This is a genomic window from Psychrobacter nivimaris (genome assembly GCF_904846365.1).
GTDB lineage: Bacteria > Pseudomonadota > Gammaproteobacteria > Pseudomonadales > Moraxellaceae > Psychrobacter > Psychrobacter nivimaris_B.
The window spans coordinates 63,983-80,494 of record NZ_CAJHAL010000013.1 but is presented as its reverse complement, the minus strand read 5'-3'; the positions used below and the strand labels follow the sequence as shown (position 1 = coordinate 80,494).

Genomic DNA, 16,512 nt, shown 5'->3' with positions numbered 1-16,512 from the left:
TCGCCTTTATCACCCTGGGCGCCAGTAGCACCAGTCAGACCGATGTCGCCTTTATCACCCTGGGCGCCAGTAGCACCAGTCAGACCGATGTCGCCTTTATCACCCTGGGCGCCAGTAGCACCAGTCAGACCGATATCGCCTTTATCACCTTTGGCACCAGTAGCACCAGTCAGACCGATGTCGCCTTTATCACCCTGGGCGCCAGTAGCACCAGTCAGACCGATGTCGCCTTTATCGCCTTTATCGCCTTTATCACCTTTGCCGCCAGTAGCACCAGTCAGACCGATGTCGCCTTTATCACCTTTGGCGCCAGTAGCACCAGTCAGACCGATGTCGCCTTTATCACCTTTGGCGCCAGTAGCACCAGTCAGACCGATGTCGCCTTTATCACCTTTGGCACCAGTAGCACCAGTCAGACCGATATCGCCTTTATCACCTTTGGCGCCAGTCAGACCGATGTCGCCTTTATCACCCTTAGCGCCAGTATCACCCTTAGCGCCTGTATCACCTTTCACGCCTTGAGCACCATCTATACCATTTATACCGTTCCTACCATCTATACCGTTCATACCAGGCATACCTGCAGGACCTGTATCGCCCTTGAATTGTTCACAAGCAGCAGGATCCTGTATATTTAGACACAACTCAATAGTCTGATAATCTAATGCTAATGCAAACTCTGTCGTTAGGGATATACCACTAAGTGCCAGCATACTGATTGCTAGATACGATGCCTTTTTACCTGCTTTATGATCTTCTTTGCGAATAGAAGTAACTACGGTTGTATCTACAACAGGATTCTGTGAATTTTCCAACATAGCTTATGGCCTTTAAAGTTTTAAAGTTTGTATACTAAAAAATCTAAATTTCAAAATTTAACTAAAAGTATACATTTAAGCAAGTGTATTATAAAAAATACCTCAGAAGAACACTTTTTTTTACTAAATAGAAATAATATCGCATTGGACAAAAAAAATACTCACTATGCCGTCTAGACAGTAGTGAGCATTTTCCATACCAAGAATTGATGCTAACCAATTGGTTTTACATCATCTATCCAATCGCCATAACCAGCAGCTTCCATATCTGCAAGCGGAATAAAGCGGAGCGCTGCTGAGTTCATGCAATAGCGCTTACCTGTCGGTGCTGGACCGTCATCAAATACATGGCCCACGTGTGAGTCCGCGTAACGGCTACGAATTTCAGTACGGGTTCCAAATACTCCTCTATCTGGCTTTTCAACCACTAAGCTCGTATCCAATGGGCGAGTAAAGCTCGGCCAACCTGTACCAGACTTATATTTATCACGCGAAGAATACAGTGGCTCACCAGATACGACGTCCACGTACAATCCAGGCTCTTTATTATCCCAGTACTCATTATCAAAGGCGCGCTCGGTACCTTCTTTTTGTGTGACCTTGTACTGAATATCACTAAGGGACTTCTTTAGCGCATCTTGTGAAGGTTTTACAAATGTATCTGGGTTAAAACCTTTGCTTACTTTGCTATCTGATGTGTTATTTGACGTCACTTGCTGTGTGCTGTCTGCTTCGGGCGTAAACTTACTAAAATCAAGCTCATAGTTTTTACCATAGACACTCTCGATAAATTGATAGCGACCAGAATTGAAGGTATAGGCTTTATAGCGTATCGGGTTCTTTTTATAATAATCCTGATGATACTCTTCAGCAGGATAAAAAGTGCTAGCAGGTACAATCTCGATCACTACTGGCTTGTCATACACACCAGATGCTTGCAGTGATTGCTTGGCCGCTTCTGCGATTTGCTTTTCTTGCGCATTATTATAAAAAATCGCTGGACGGTACTGTGTGCCACGATCAACATACTGTCCTTTATCATCAGTAGGATCAGCGATTCTCCATAGCGCCTGTACTATGCCATTGTAAGTAATCTTCTTAGGATCATAATACACCTGCGCCGCTTCTGTATGCCCAGTACCACCTGCCGACACCTGCTTGTAGGTTGGGTTTTCAGCGGTGCCACCCGTATAGCCAGACACGACTTCTACCACGCCAGGGATTTTTTCATAACCTGCTTCAACACACCAAAAACACCCACCCGCTACTGTGGCTACTGCCAATCCTGGCGTAGTCGGTGCATATGGGTTAGCGGCAGTTGTGTTCTTTACAGTAGAGCTGTTCTCAGTGGATGCGCAGCCTGCGTAAATCGCACTACTCGCTATGATAACTAACCCTATAATTCTAGATGGTAATATGCGGTTCATGAAAATCTCCTAAGCGTAATGTCCTTTAAATATCCTAACGCTTTTGTATCACTGAAACATTCCTATACTGTTATATATTTACAGTTTATTAAGATATTTTTTAGCAACTGAGTTTAGGGCGTGTCCTCAATTCAATCGATAGTCATCTAAATGGGTTAAAAATGGCTAAATCTTGCCAAACGGTGTCAAATAGCTGACTAATATCTCGATATTATCTGCGCTATTTTCCTTGTTTGACTGCAATTTATCTCATTTTTATCACCATTTTTAAAATGAAGACACGCCCTAATCACAAGATAAATTAAACGATTATTTGATAACGATTATATATTTTAGTATGAGTTAACTATAGAAATAAGACGAAAGCTTTATTATCTCAAATGCAATAAAAAAGCCCATTCTCAAAAAAGTAATGGGCTTTTATTTATCGTAAGGTTATCAATGTAAGCATAGGATTATGAAGATTTTTGGCTACCTTTATCAGCACGTTCGTCACTTGCCTGCTTAATTTTCGTTAGAATTTCTTTGATTTCAGATGCTGATAGATAGGTTGGCACGGCATAAGTATCACTGACTTCTTTTGCTGCTGCCTTTGCGATATCATTAAAGTCGCTGGTTTGCATACCATTGACAGTTGGATCAATATTTAGATCTGCAATCAAGTCTCTAACTTGCGCAATCAGGTTATCTGCTATCTCACTATCGCCATTAGCTGCTTGACCATTCTGTACCATACCAGTTCTTTTCGCCAGTGCAGCCAGTCTCTTTTTGCTCGCTTTTCGATTGACGTCAAGCACATAAGGCAACACGATGGCATTGGCACGGCCATGCGGAATACTATAGTAAGCGCCTAACTGATGCGCGATAGCATGCACATAACCCAGACCTGCTTTGTTAAAGGCTATCCCGCCGTAATGAGCAGCGATACCCATCTGTTCTCTTGCTTTTAAATTGCCACCGTCTTTATAAGCTAGTGGTAGGTAATGCATAACAGATTTTACGGCAGAGGCTGCATAATAATCTGTCTCTACGCTAGCATTGGCACTCATCCATGCTTCTAAGGCATGGGTCAATACATCAATGCCAGTATCTGCTGTTATATGGGCTGGCATGCCTTTCATAATAACTGGGTCAATCGCAGCGGCTAGTGGTACCATTCTTGGGTCGATAGACAATGCTTTTTGATGCGTTTTGTCATCAGACACTACTGCACCAAGTGTCGCTTCTGAACCCGTGCCAGCTGTCGTTGGTACGCAGTATAGCGGCGTTGCAGGCTTTCTTGCTTTAAGAATACCGATTAGCTGCTTTGGCTTGCACTTATTGCCTTGAGACATTGCTATCATTTTGGCCGCATCGATCACTGAACCGCCACCAATGGCTACGATAGAGTCACAATTGGCCTCTATAGACTGACGTAGTCCTTCTTCAACTACTTTAAAAGTAGGATCTGGCGTAATGCCGTCATAGATGTGGTAACTGATATTTTTCGCATCTAGATAATCGGTAACTTTTGCTGGTATGCCCAGTTTGTTGAGCACTGCATCCGTGACAATAAACACATTGGTATTGCCTTCATTGATAAGCATATCGCATAGCTCGTCACAGGCAGTCTCGCCAACGAATAACATCGGTCTTCTGATAGGTATCACATAAGATACTGCTTTTAATACCTTTGCCCGAGTCTTAGCCACAGCCAAATAACCAGCATGCTGCAAGCTGTTGTTCTTTACCAATTTAGTAATACTGTTTTGTGTTTTCATGAGCACAAAAATCCTTTTTAATGATGGTTTTAACGGCAATAAAGACCGTTAAAGACCGTTTTTGCCAGCCAGTTAAATATTACTAATTTACGAGCGCCAGAATGTATAAAGATACGCATCACAGCATTATAAAATGGGCAGCTCTCTAAAATTATTGTACCACTGCTCTTTTCAATATGTCGCTATTATTATGAACTGCAATGTGTCAATTTTATACTAGGTCGCTTAATTTAGTCGCTTAATTTGATTGATCAATCTAAGTGGCTACAGTAAGTCGTTTAAACTAGTCAGTACTTGCCTTTAACAGTTGCTGAGTATAAATATGTTGTGGGTGATTGAAAAGATCTTCGGTACGTCCAGATTCTACGCAAGTGCCTTGTTTTAACACCATAATATGCTGACACAGTGCACGTACTACCTTGAGATCATGACTGATAAAGACATAGCTGATTTCCAGTCTTTCTTGAATTTCACGTAATAAACTAACTACTGTGACCTGTGTGGTACTGTCGAGCGCAGAGGTCGGCTCATCTAATATTAGTAAGCTTGGTTTCATAATGAGTGCACGCGCCAGTGCTACGCGTTGACGCTGGCCACCTGACAGCTCGTGTGGATAGCGCTGCGCAAATGCTAAAGGCAAATGTACCGTAGCAAGACTATCTAGCACCGCTTGCTGACGGGCGACCTTAGCTACGCCTTGTACCAGCAGCCCCTCTTCAACGATTTGCATGACCGTCATACGCGGATTAATACTGGCAAATGGATCTTGAAATACCATCTGTATCTGCGAGCGGAAGTTGCGTAGCGCTTTTTTGGACAATGCTGAGATATCTTGATCATTGACCACTACCTGCCCATTCACACGTGCTTGGTTGCTCAGTAGTTGACTAAGTGCCAATGCAATGGTGGTCTTTCCAGAACCCGACTCACCGACGATACCCAATGCCTGACCTTTTTGCAGTGTCATATCGACATCTTTAACCGCATCGAACCAGCGCTTGGTACCACCAAACAGACCTTTTTCAATTGGGAACTGTACGTTAAGACGCTTGACTTCTAGTACGCTTGGTTGCTGATCTGCATTATCGTCTTTTATGGTTAATGCTTGCCCAAAGTCTTGCTTGATAAGTGTGCGAGTATAATCGGCCTTAGGCTGGTCAAATACCGCTGACGTTTGACCCTGTTCAATCGTTTGGCCTTGACGCATAACGATAACCTCATCACTATAGCGCCTGACCAGATTGAGATCATGACTGATTAAGATCATTGCCATATTGTGCTTGCGTTTGAGATCGTCTAGTAGCGCCAAAATCTCATGCTGCAAGGTAACATCGAGCGCAGTCGTTGGCTCATCAGCAATTAGAATATCAGGCTGCTGAGCCAATGCCATCGCAATCATCACTCGCTGACGCTGACCACCTGATAACTCATGTGGGTAACGGTTCAACTTGTCAGCAGGATCTGCAATATTGACATCATTTAGCAAAGCGATGCTGGTGTCTCGCCATTGCTTCTTAGCTACGCCAACTAGACGCAACGATTCAGCAATTTGTTTAGCGACCGTATGCAACGGGTTTAATGCGGTCATCGGTTCTTGAAACACCATACCAATCCGCTGTCCACGAATAGACCGCAGTGCAGCATTACGCGCCTTATCATTCGCTATGGGCAAGGTAGACATACCTGCCGTATTTGTCAACTGAACTTCACCAGTAATTGTCAAACTATCAGGTAACAGACCTAATAGCGCAAGACTGGCGATTGATTTGCCCGAGCCTGACTCACCTACAATAGCCAAAGTTTGCCCTTGTCTTAGCTCATAAGACAGCGCATCGACCAACTGGACACCTGTAGTCGTAGTAATAGTTAATCTATCTACGGTTAGCATAAGCTTATCTTGTGCATGATTCAGACATTTATCTGGCGCGTTGCTGTGCTCGGTAGCGATAATATTTTTAGTCATATTAAGAACGCCTCGGATCAAATGCATCACGCAGCGCTTCGCCAACGAAGATGAGTAATGATAAAATAAAGGTCAAACTAAAGAATCCTGACAAAGCAAGCCATGGTGCATCAAGGTTGTTTTTCCCTTGTACCATTAGCTCACCAAGAGACGGCGAGCCAGGCGGCAATCCATATCCTAAGAAACCCAGCGCAGTTAAAGCGATAATATTGGCCGTTAGAATAAATGGCAACTGCGACAAACTAGAAGCTAACGCATTGGGTAAGATATGTCTAAGCATGATTTGGCTGTCCGAAACGCCTAAATTGCGTGCAGCTCGCACATAGTCAAAATTACGGGCTCGCAAAAACTCTGCCCGTACCAAACCAACCAGACCCATCCAACCGAACAGTAGCATCATGGCGAACAGCATAATAATGCTGGGACTAAACAGACTGACCAAAATAATAATCATAAACAGCTGAGGCATACCGCCCCATACTTCCATAAATCGCTGCCCTGCCAGATCTACCCAGCCGCCATAATAGCCTTGTACCGCACCGACGATAATCCCAATCAGTGCACCCGCAAGCGTCAAGGCCAGACCAAACAGTAACGACACTCGCATACCATAAAGTATCCGTGCCAGCACATCACGTCCCATATCATCAGTACCAAGCCAGTTCTGAGCATTGGGTGCTGCTGGATAAGGTAGACCAAGCTCGACGTTGGGCGTCTGGTCGGCAAACGGAATAGGCGGCATTATATAAAACCCTTGCTCATCAATCAGCGACTGCACTGCAGGGTCTTTATAATTGGTTTCGGTCTCAAATACACCGCCAAACGTCGTTTCAGGATAGGCCTTTAATACCGGAAAGTAATAATCGCCTTGATATTGAACCAGTAAAGGTTTGTCATTGGCAATGACGTTAGCTGCCATACAAATAACAAATATCACTGCGAAAACAAACAGCGATATCACCCCAAGTCTATTTTGACGAAAGCGATTGAGTCGTGCTTGCCAGATAGGGTTCAAGCGTTGCTTTTTTGTGGTAGATAGCTGCTCAGGCATTGGCGCTTTATCTGGTTCGCTATTAATAGTACTGCGATTTGGTGAAGGTTGATTATTTGACATTAGCGCCCCTCAAAATCAATACGAGGATCGATTAAGTGATAGCTCAAATCACTGATTAATTGCAGTAGCAGCCCCACTAAGGTAAAGATAAATAGTGTGCCAAATATCACTGGATAATCACGTTGTTGAATGGCTTCAAAACCTAGCAAACCGAGGCCATCAAGTTTAAAAATAATTTCAATCAAGAAGTTACCCGCAAAGAAGATACCAACAATAGCGGCTGGAATACCTGCGATAATAATCAACATCGCATTGCGAAAAACATGTCCGTATAGCACTTGACGCTCACCTAAGCCTTTAGCACGAGCAGTCAGTACATACTGCTTGCCCAGCTCCTCTAAAAAGCTGAATTTGGTCAGATAGGTCAAACCTGCAAAACCGCCTACAGTACTTGCCAGCAGCGGTAACGCCAAATGCCAAAAATAATCTTTTACTTTACCAAGCGCGCTTAGCTGATCAAAATTTTCGGACGTCAGTCCCTGTAATGGAAAGATATTCCAATAGCTGCCACCTGCAAAGAAAACCAGTAAAATCACTGCGAAGACAAACACAGGTATTGCATGTCCGATCGCTAGCAGCATAGCAGTGGCTTTATCAATGCCTGAGCCATGATGCATCGCTTTATAGACGCCTAGCGGAATAGCGATCATATAGATGAGCAACGTACTCCACAGCCCAAGCGATATCGAGACTGGCAGCTTCTCTATGATAAGATCGGTCACCGACTGCCCTTTAAAAAACGACTCACCAAAATCTAGCTGAGCGTAGTTCTTTAGCATGAGCCAAAATCGCTCTGGAGCGGATTTATCAAAGCCATATTGAGCATTGATCGCAGCGACCATCTCCTCAGAGAGACCACGCGTGCCTTGATAAGTACTGTCGTTGCCACCTGCACTGCCCGCACCAATATTACCGCCAAGCGCATTATCTTTTGCGCCCTGCTCAATAAGTGCCAGCTGCTGCTCAACAGGCCCGCCCGGTGCCGCCTGTACGATCACAAAATTGGCAAGCAATATCAAAAATAGTGTCGGCAATATCAGTAGTAGTCTTTTTAAGATATAACGACCCATAATGGCGACTTCCTAAATAAAGAGAGATAGCAATGACGTTCAGCAGCGAATTGTGGTGTATTAAATAGGTGCTTAAAAGCAAACTATTTGTTAAAAACTTACTTTAAAAGTTGTTTTTCAGCTCACGTAACGCTGCAAATACCGTTAACGACTTCTCATCATCGATAGGCATTTTGGATTTAACTCCTGCGATTACACTCGGCTCTTGTGTACGTAAAAACACATTTACCGTGCGCTCATGCTCTAGTGTCACTGGTAGCGTTGCCATGCCTTGTTCAGTTTGTACCTCTGCTCGTGCTAAGGCTTGCTGCATCGATTCATTGTCAGGTTCAATAGATAGACCAAAACGTAGGTTACTGGCCGTATATTCATGCGCCGGATACAGTAGCGCCTCATGAGGCAAGCCGTTCAAACGCTTAAAGCTCTCATGCAGTTGCTCAATCGTACCAGTAAACACACGTCCACAACCTGCACTAAACAACGTATCACCGCAGAAACAATGCTTTTGCCCATCGATATCCAAAATATAGGCCATATGGCTAGCGGTATGCCCTGATACATCCCAGACTTGCGCAGAGCAGCCCCATGCGCTCACCGTGCTACCGTCTTTGATAGTTTGATCTTCATCGACGCCATGCTCACTATGCGCAACCAGATGAGTCATCGGATACGATTCCTGCAACTCTGCGACGCCGCCGATATGATCATGATGATGGTGAGTCGTCCAAATCGAGGTTAGTTCGAGCTCATGCGTCTCTAGATAATCAATGACCGGCTGGGCTTGACCTGGATCAATGACAATCGCCTGCTTATTATTTTCATTAATCAATGTCCAGATATAGTTATCGCTAAATGCTTTGATTGGGTGAATACGAATACTCATATTAAATCCTTACCGGTAGTTATTTTTGTTACGTGTTATTTTAAATTATTTAATTTAACTGTTATTTGATAGCAATAGCATATATTTAATAAAACAACATATAGGCTCAGCTGTCCGTTGTTATCGGGTCAAGCTTTATAGTAAATACTGTTTATTGTTTTAAATATTTATTGATACGCCCTTCTGCCTCTTTATCCACCCACCAGTAATCGATACCAACAGCATTGGTCGGTAGTTTTTCAGTATGGCGATACTGATCCCAATAGGCGACATTGGTGCCAGATTTGCCGTATAGCGGTACGACATAATGCCCTGCGCGTAACAACCGATCTAGCACCTGCGTATACAGTACGATCTCGTCACGATTTTTAGCATTACCAAGGGCAGCAACGACCTTATCGACGGCTGCATTCTTGATACCAGCACTGTTATGATTACCCGGCTCGTCAGCAGCAGCGCTACCCCAAAATGCCGCTTGCTCAGCACCAGGAGATAGACTTTGAGCAAACACGTCCACGACCATATCATAATCAAAACGGCGCATACGCTCATAATATTGTGGCCCATCGACTTGGCGCAATGTTGCATCAAATCCCAAGCGTTTTAGATTGCGAATATAAGGCAACAAGACACGGCCCATGGTCTCGCCTGTCATCAAAATCTCAATCTGAGCAAGCGATCCATCAAGTTGATATAGTTTCATATCCTCATAATAAAACCCAGCCTCTAATAGAAGCTGGCGCGCTTCTAATAATCCTTGACGATTAAAACCATTACCATCACTGGTGGATAGCTGCCATTCTGCTAATGTTGCTTTGCGCTGAATCGGTTCGAGCTCAGACAATAACGGTGTCAATACCTGCATCTCTGCATCAGATGGCGTACCCTTTGCTGCAAGCTCTGAGCCATGGAAGAAGCTCTGCAAACGCTCGTACTGCCCATGAAATAGGGTTTTATTCATCCATTCAAAATCATAAGCAGCTGTCAGTGCTTGGCGAACTTTAATATCTTGAAAGATTGGGCGACGCAAATTCATCACCAACGCTTGCATCGGTACTGGATTTTGACTGGTTATCGTCTCTTTTTGGATAAGCCCTGCTTTTACGGCAGGGAAATTATACCCAGTTACCCAGTTCGATGCTTTATTTTCGGGGCGAAAACGGTATTGACCAGATTTAAAACCCTCAAAGGCAATCTCATCACTTTGATAATAAACAAACTTGATCATATCAAAGTTGTAGCGGCCACGATTGACCATCAAATCACGACCCCAATAATTGGGATCACGTATATAACTTACCGAACGCCCAGCATCGACGCGTCCCAACTTATAAGGACCACTACCCATCAATGGTGACAGACTGATTTTCTCAAAATCGGCATCAATGGAAGACTTGGCAAATATAGGGAACTGGCCAACAGTCAGTAAAATCTCTTTGTTTTCAGCAGAGGCAAAGACAAACTTTACTTGTTGATCATTAATGATTTGAATGTCTTTGATATCGCTAAGATAACTGCGAATATACATGGGGCCTTTGTTCAATATCGCCTCAAAAGTCGCTTTTACATCGCGACTGGTCACACCCGACCCATCCCAAAAACGAGCATTAGGATTGAGATGATAGATAATCCAGCTGGTATCATCTGGATCATATGTCACTTTACTTGCCAGCTGTGGATACATGGTAAATGCTTCATTTAATGAGCCAGTCATCAAAGTATCATACAGATAGTCTGTGCCAATCATCGCGACGCCTGTGGTCATCCATTTATTGGCGCTATTAAACGTACCGCGAGCATCTAGAGACAGCGTACCTCCTGATGGCGCTTTTGGATTGGCATAAGGTAAATAAGGTGCATCGATGTACTTAGTAGGACTATTGTGACCAAGCGCGGTCGTCGTGATAGGTGCAGCGATACTGCTCGGTATCAAACTGACGGTGATGGTTAGCAATACAGCTTTTAACAGGGCGTTTTTTATTATCATGACGTTATAACAAACCTCTATGCTAACCAATATAAATATCAAAACGTAAAGCCTGACAGCAAAACAGCGTTATAGCAAAATTTTATCATAACAAACTTAGGTTTTTTCACCTAATGGTTTGCCGTGCCCATCGTTTAATGAAAATGCTTAATTTGTCATTCGCATTCCGTATCAGCGTGATGGATACTCACAACTACATATTTATGAATCGTCGTATAAAAAAGGCGCAACCGTCAGCAGTTGCGCCTTTTTTTTGATGTGCGTACCAAAAAGTCAGTCGCGATGAGCGGTCTTAACCATGCTTGTTTTCAAACGCAATCATAAAATCAACCAATTGCTGTACCCACTCAAGCGGTACGGCATTGTAGATACTGGCGCGCATACCACCTACGTCACGATGCCCTTTTAAATTGAGCAATCCGGCCTTTTCTGACTCTTCTAAGAATACTTTATCAAGGCTGCTGTCTGCTAAAGTAAATGGCACGTTCATGATAGAACGATACTTAGAATCTACTGGATTATTATAAAAACTGCTGTCATCGATTGTCTTATAAAGTAAGTCAGCTTTTTGCTGATTGATTTTACCGATAGCAGCTACACCTCCCTGCTCTTCCAACCAATCAAACACCAGCCCTGCTAAGTACCAAGAATACGTCGCTGGCGTGTTAGACATAGACTCTTTGTCAGCTTGATGCTCATAGTTCAGCAGCATAGGACACCATTCACTTGCTTGCCCCATCAAATCGTCACGGATAATGACAATGACTAGACCTGCAGGACCGATGTTTTTCTGGGCGCCCGCGTAGATCATGCCAAATTTAGACACATCTATCGGCTGCGACAAGATACAAGATGACATATCAGCAATGATTGGCGCATCTACTTGTGGCGGCTCAAATATCTGTAGGCCATGAATTGTTTCATTAGCACAGTAATGAAAATAAACGGCGTCTTTACTGATATTCCAATCGCTTTGCGCTGGTACGTCAGTAAAGTTATTCTCTTTGCCAGTCGCAACTAAATTAATCTCGCCCAAACCCAATGCTTCATAGCGCTTAGCTTCTTTGATTGCTTTACCTGACCACGCTCCTGTCGTCAAATAGTCACCGCGTCCGCCATTTAACAGATTCAATGGAATCGCAGAAAACTGCAAACTTGCGCCACCTTGCAAAAACAGCACTTTATAGTTATCTGGTATTTCCATAAGCGTGCGTAGCTTAGCTTCCGCCTTGTCAGTAATGGCCATATACTCTTTACTACGATGGCTGACTTCCATGACCGACAGGCCGCGACCTTGCCAATCAAGCAGTTCGCTCTGCGCGCGCGCTAATACGGCTGTTGGCATAGTAGCAGGACCAGCACAAAAATTTGGCAGGCGATGCGGGGTGGCAGTTGCTGTAGACGTTGGGGTTGTAGGCATAATCACAGTCCTAGGTATGATGAAATAAAAGGATGTTTTTTATTTCAGTTTGTTGATAAAGGCAATGGTATCGATGTTAGTTTTTATACAACTCAATGAGATATCTGCTCCCACAACTGACGTTTAGCATCACTGTCTGCGAGCATTGCTTCTAATGTCGGCACAGTGGTCAGATTGGGATGTTGGAGGCCGTTAGGCAGCGCTGTCAGTGCAGCAACTTGTATCTCTTCACTCCGGCCAATTCGAAAGATATATCCTGCAAGACTGGCATTGGCAAGCTCAGCAGTATCCATACCGTCGCAAATCGGGAATGATGTTGTCTCGCAAGTGATTGATAGCGCTTGAATGATGTTTTGCCATAGTTTTTGACTGTCACTATTTAGCGCTTTGATATCAACCACTATTACCCAGTCACCATAGCGGCCACCTTGCAAGTCAAATGGTGCTACTTTTTTTAAGCTATCATCATTTATGCTGTCATCACTAGCACTCTGTGGAAAACTACTTTGCGGAAAATTATTCTGCGCAAATTGAGGTTGCTCAATAGGTGCATTCGTAGAGGTTACAGCAGTTTGGTTCGATGTAGTACTTGGGATGTCATGATAGATAGACCCAGTACTTGAACTAACAGTAGTTGAATCAACGGAATCAAAACTATAAATAACAGGGCTTTGCTCGCTAGCCGTCTGCTCAGCGGTAGCTTGCAAATCAGGATCATACTCATCGGCAACATAGCCCTTAGCATTGTAATCATTGATATCATAACCATCAGTCGATCGATCAACTGTGCCTAAAATTCCAACGCTCACTACTTCATTGTTACTAGACTCAATATCAGTGGAAACAATATTTGACTGCTCAACCGAAGCTGTCGCAATGTCAGCCATATTGATGGTTTCTGACTCAGGTTGTACCCACTGATTGATACCTATCATCGCTAGAATTTGGCGTTGCTGCACACGGCGCTGTAATACAGTTAGCGGGTCTTGGGTATCACTCATTCGACTCTACTATCCTACTCATTTTGTTTATATCATTTATAGATGTTTTTATGGTTTTGGCAGCTCTCATTAAGCATGCGCTATACTATCAATTAAGTAATAAATACATGCCCATCAAAACAGCTGTCGAATACCGAGCCAACGCTCTGATATTGCCAACAAACAATCGTATTCATCTTGGCTGATTATCGTATCGTGTAACATCACCGTATGCAACGTACTTAGCCATTGGCGATACTCATTATGAGTAGGCTGGCTCATTTCACTTTCATTATAATCTATTTGACTACCATCCTGTTGCTTCTCTCGATAATTATCAGCATTCGGATCACCTACCAAGCGCTTGATAAAGTGATTGGCAGAGACAGGAACCGCAGAAATAATCGCCAATAACTGAATGCTATTCAAGTGCTGTGCGGTCAATAATAGCCACTGTAAATTAACATCGCTTACTGTCATAAGATCAATATTAATCAAGCGCGCATGCCGTCTCAAATCTACAATATAATGCGCCACACTGTCGTTACCCTCACTCAATAACGATCGGTCATGCATTGAAATCATCTGGCCTTTTGCATCTTTTGATAGTCGATAAGCCAATAAGACAACAACTGATACTTCTGATTTACTAAGTCCTGTAAACACCTGACCTGAAGGGTCCAATTGCGCCCTTACGTCTTCCATACCAGTCTTCAGTATTTGCGGCCATAGAACCTGCGAGTCCGTATCTTGTAAAACTTTAGACAATATCGGTAGTAACTGCTGCAAATGTAGCGCTTGCCATAATGATGATATTGGCGATTTTTGATGTGCTAAAGCTAACGGGTTATTCAGAGTAATCGCAACCGCATGAGCGTTATCACTAGCTATATTTTTATCTGACGAATCATAAGCTAAGCTTTTGGTTAAGTCAGATGTCAGCTGTTGGTTAAACAGCTCAAATATGCCCTGCTGATAACGCAACAACATCGTACGGCATTTCTCTTGTTTTTTATAGTACTGATGACTGTCGTGACTATGATCGTTTTTACTTTTGAGCTTTAGATCTTCAATACATAGTTCAGATAAATTCTTTTGATGCAATTGGTTTAAGGCGAGCTCAATCAAAGCGCTGTCTAAACGTCTGTCCAAACTGGCTACTACTGTCATCAGCTTAGTATCTATCCTATGCGGTAATATTTGCTCATGGGAAGTCGAGTCAGTCGCAACAGAGAAGCCATCATTCCAAATATCATTCAAACTATAAGTGGCAGTCGTTGATAATGATTGATGCTGATGACAAAGCAAGACAGCTTCGACTAATGCTAGCGCACCTAAAGGATGATGACTATGGTTGAGTATGTACTGAGGTAGTGATACCTTTTTAATATCATTAAACCCAATTAATGTGTTTTCTGGTAGGTCAGCGTCAGGTTTGGACTGCCACGGTTTTAATAGCTGATGAACGCCAACGTCTTCGGCCTGTACTTGAAGCCGCCCATCGACCACCACATCAGCTTCTACGGCAAACTCTAAACCGTCATCAATCTCTAATTCGCCATTATCTTTATTACGATTTTCGCTTATAGATTCAGCAAGAACTTTTGCGTCACTTATCTGTTTATTGTCTCTTATATTAATCGTTGCAGCTGTTTGAGTCTCAAATACTGACGAATGCTGCACGTTTCTTTCTGGCAAATCTTCACTTAGGCTATTCTCTTTTGTTGCCCCCCAATCACCTAAGCGTCGTTGCCTATATATTTCTTTGACCTTTTGCTGATTTATTCGCTTTTCTTTGGCAACTTGTACCGCAAACTCATGATAAGCATCCGCATTAATAGCGCTCATACGCTCAGTCAAGCTTGGATGTGTGGCAAACCATGACACATCACCCAAGTCTGCCCCACTACTAGCAAAGAAAAAATGACTGAGTCCATTGATATCGGCGATGCCAGACAAACGCGAGCCGAGCGAGTCTTGATGAATAGCTTTTAAGGTTTCGATAATCGCAGGCATACGTGTTAACTGAACGCTGGTGGCATCAGCAAGTAGCTCGCGCTCACGATTAAAACTGTGCTTAATCAACTGCGCGCTTGCCATACTAGAGAAGCTCAAACCATGCAGTAGCAATGTCCAGACACTACGCGGGGCTTGACGATCTATTATAGGTGGCGTTTGCACCCATTTAGACTGACGCTTGGCTGAGGACTGCTGTTGTTGTGATTGCTGCTGCCAATAAGCGACCCATTCACTATGCGTGGTGAAATTAGCGGTTTGCGCTTCTGTATTGCGTGCAAGCGTATCAACCTGTCTCTGTGATAGAAACTTTTGGGAAATACTATCGCTATCAAAATAACGGTAATTAGATATTGGGTCACTCCAGTCGTATAGTATCTGCAAGCCTGCCAATACCACCATCAGCTGTAAATTGAACGTAGCATCACCGTGCAATATATGACCATATTCATGACCAATGAGTCCGTATAGCGCCTCGTCAGACAGTTTATCTAGCGCACCTTGGGTAACGACGAGTACCATATCTGAGCTATGGCGACCAGCGACGAAACCGTTGATACCCTGCTCGTCAGGTAGCACGTACAAAATAGGGGTTTGCAAACCTGCCGCAATGGCCAGTTGTTGAGCGATTTCATAGTAGCGACGATAAACGGGCGGAAAATCGCGCTCGTCACGTACTGCTATATGACGTGAACTATAGCGAACCTTTTCTTCAGCTTCGTGTTGATGAGCGACTCCTTGACTGTGCTCCCATGCTTCTTGGCTGTTATCAATGAATAGCCTAACCGCCCCTACTCGCTGAGCAATAGCGCGGCCACCTGCTCGCAGGCGTCGATACTCTAAAAAACTACCACCAACGAAACTGCCTAACGTCAAGACAATGACCAGAACCAATACCCAGTAGTATATACCGCCTGTAAATACTGTCAGCAGTATAGACATGACAGCCAGTCCCACTGCCATATGAGCAAGTACAATCAGGAAAAACAGTCCATAAAGTAATAGACTGCGCCGCGTACGTATCCGCTGTTCACCAAAAAAATCCATCAGATTAGGCTGCCTAGAGTTCGCCAA

10 protein-coding genes and 1 pseudogene are annotated in these 16,512 nt (G+C 43.7%); all 11 read right to left on the bottom strand.

What is annotated here, in order from left to right:
• A pseudogene (locus JMX63_RS07230) lies at nt 1-818 on the bottom strand (collagen-like protein); the annotation flags it as partial.
• Nucleotides 819-1,030: 212 nt separating this feature from the next.
• Nucleotides 1,031-2,245, bottom strand: a complete 1,215-nt coding sequence (gene msrB, locus JMX63_RS07225; RefSeq protein WP_201571775.1) for a peptide-methionine (R)-S-oxide reductase MsrB — start codon at nt 2,243-2,245, stop codon at nt 1,031-1,033.
• 455 nt (nt 2,246-2,700) lie between these two features.
• Nucleotides 2,701-4,005 (bottom strand): iron-containing alcohol dehydrogenase, encoded by a 1,305-nt coding sequence (locus JMX63_RS07220; RefSeq protein ID WP_201571774.1) that lies wholly within the window; start codon nt 4,003-4,005, stop codon nt 2,701-2,703.
• A 283-nt stretch (nt 4,006-4,288) separates the two neighbouring features.
• Nucleotides 4,289-5,968, bottom strand: coding sequence for an ABC transporter ATP-binding protein (locus JMX63_RS07215; RefSeq protein ID WP_201571773.1), 1,680 nt, complete (start codon nt 5,966-5,968; stop codon nt 4,289-4,291).
• 1 nt (nt 5,969) lies between these two features.
• Entirely contained in the window at nt 5,970-7,019 is a 1,050-nt protein-coding gene (locus JMX63_RS07210; RefSeq protein WP_227673277.1) for an ABC transporter permease, read from the bottom strand.
• A gap of 62 nt (nt 7,020-7,081) precedes the next feature.
• Entirely contained in the window at nt 7,082-8,152 is a 1,071-nt protein-coding gene (gene yejB, locus JMX63_RS07205; RefSeq protein ID WP_057760341.1) for a microcin C ABC transporter permease YejB, read from the bottom strand.
• A 103-nt stretch (nt 8,153-8,255) separates the two neighbouring features.
• Nucleotides 8,256-9,035, bottom strand: a complete 780-nt coding sequence (gene gloB / locus JMX63_RS07200) for a hydroxyacylglutathione hydrolase (RefSeq protein ID WP_057760343.1) — start codon at nt 9,033-9,035, stop codon at nt 8,256-8,258.
• Between the two features lie 151 nt (nt 9,036-9,186).
• The gene (locus JMX63_RS07195; protein WP_201571778.1) at nt 9,187-11,019 is read right to left on the bottom strand and encodes an extracellular solute-binding protein; all 1,833 of its coding nucleotides are present in this window, start codon (nt 11,017-11,019) and stop codon (nt 9,187-9,189) included.
• Nucleotides 11,020-11,314: 295 nt separating this feature from the next.
• Nucleotides 11,315-12,442, bottom strand: a complete 1,128-nt coding sequence (serC, locus tag JMX63_RS07190; RefSeq protein WP_201571772.1) for a 3-phosphoserine/phosphohydroxythreonine transaminase — start codon at nt 12,440-12,442, stop codon at nt 11,315-11,317.
• 92 nt (nt 12,443-12,534) lie between these two features.
• Nucleotides 12,535-13,443 carry a DNA polymerase III subunit psi gene (locus JMX63_RS07185; protein ID WP_201571771.1) on the bottom strand — a complete coding sequence of 303 codons (909 nt, stop codon included), beginning with the start codon at nt 13,441-13,443 and terminating at the stop codon, nt 12,535-12,537.
• A gap of 114 nt (nt 13,444-13,557) precedes the next feature.
• Complete coding sequence (locus JMX63_RS07180) at nt 13,558-16,512, bottom strand: M48 family metalloprotease (protein ID WP_227673276.1); 2,955 nt, start codon at nt 16,510-16,512, stop codon at nt 13,558-13,560.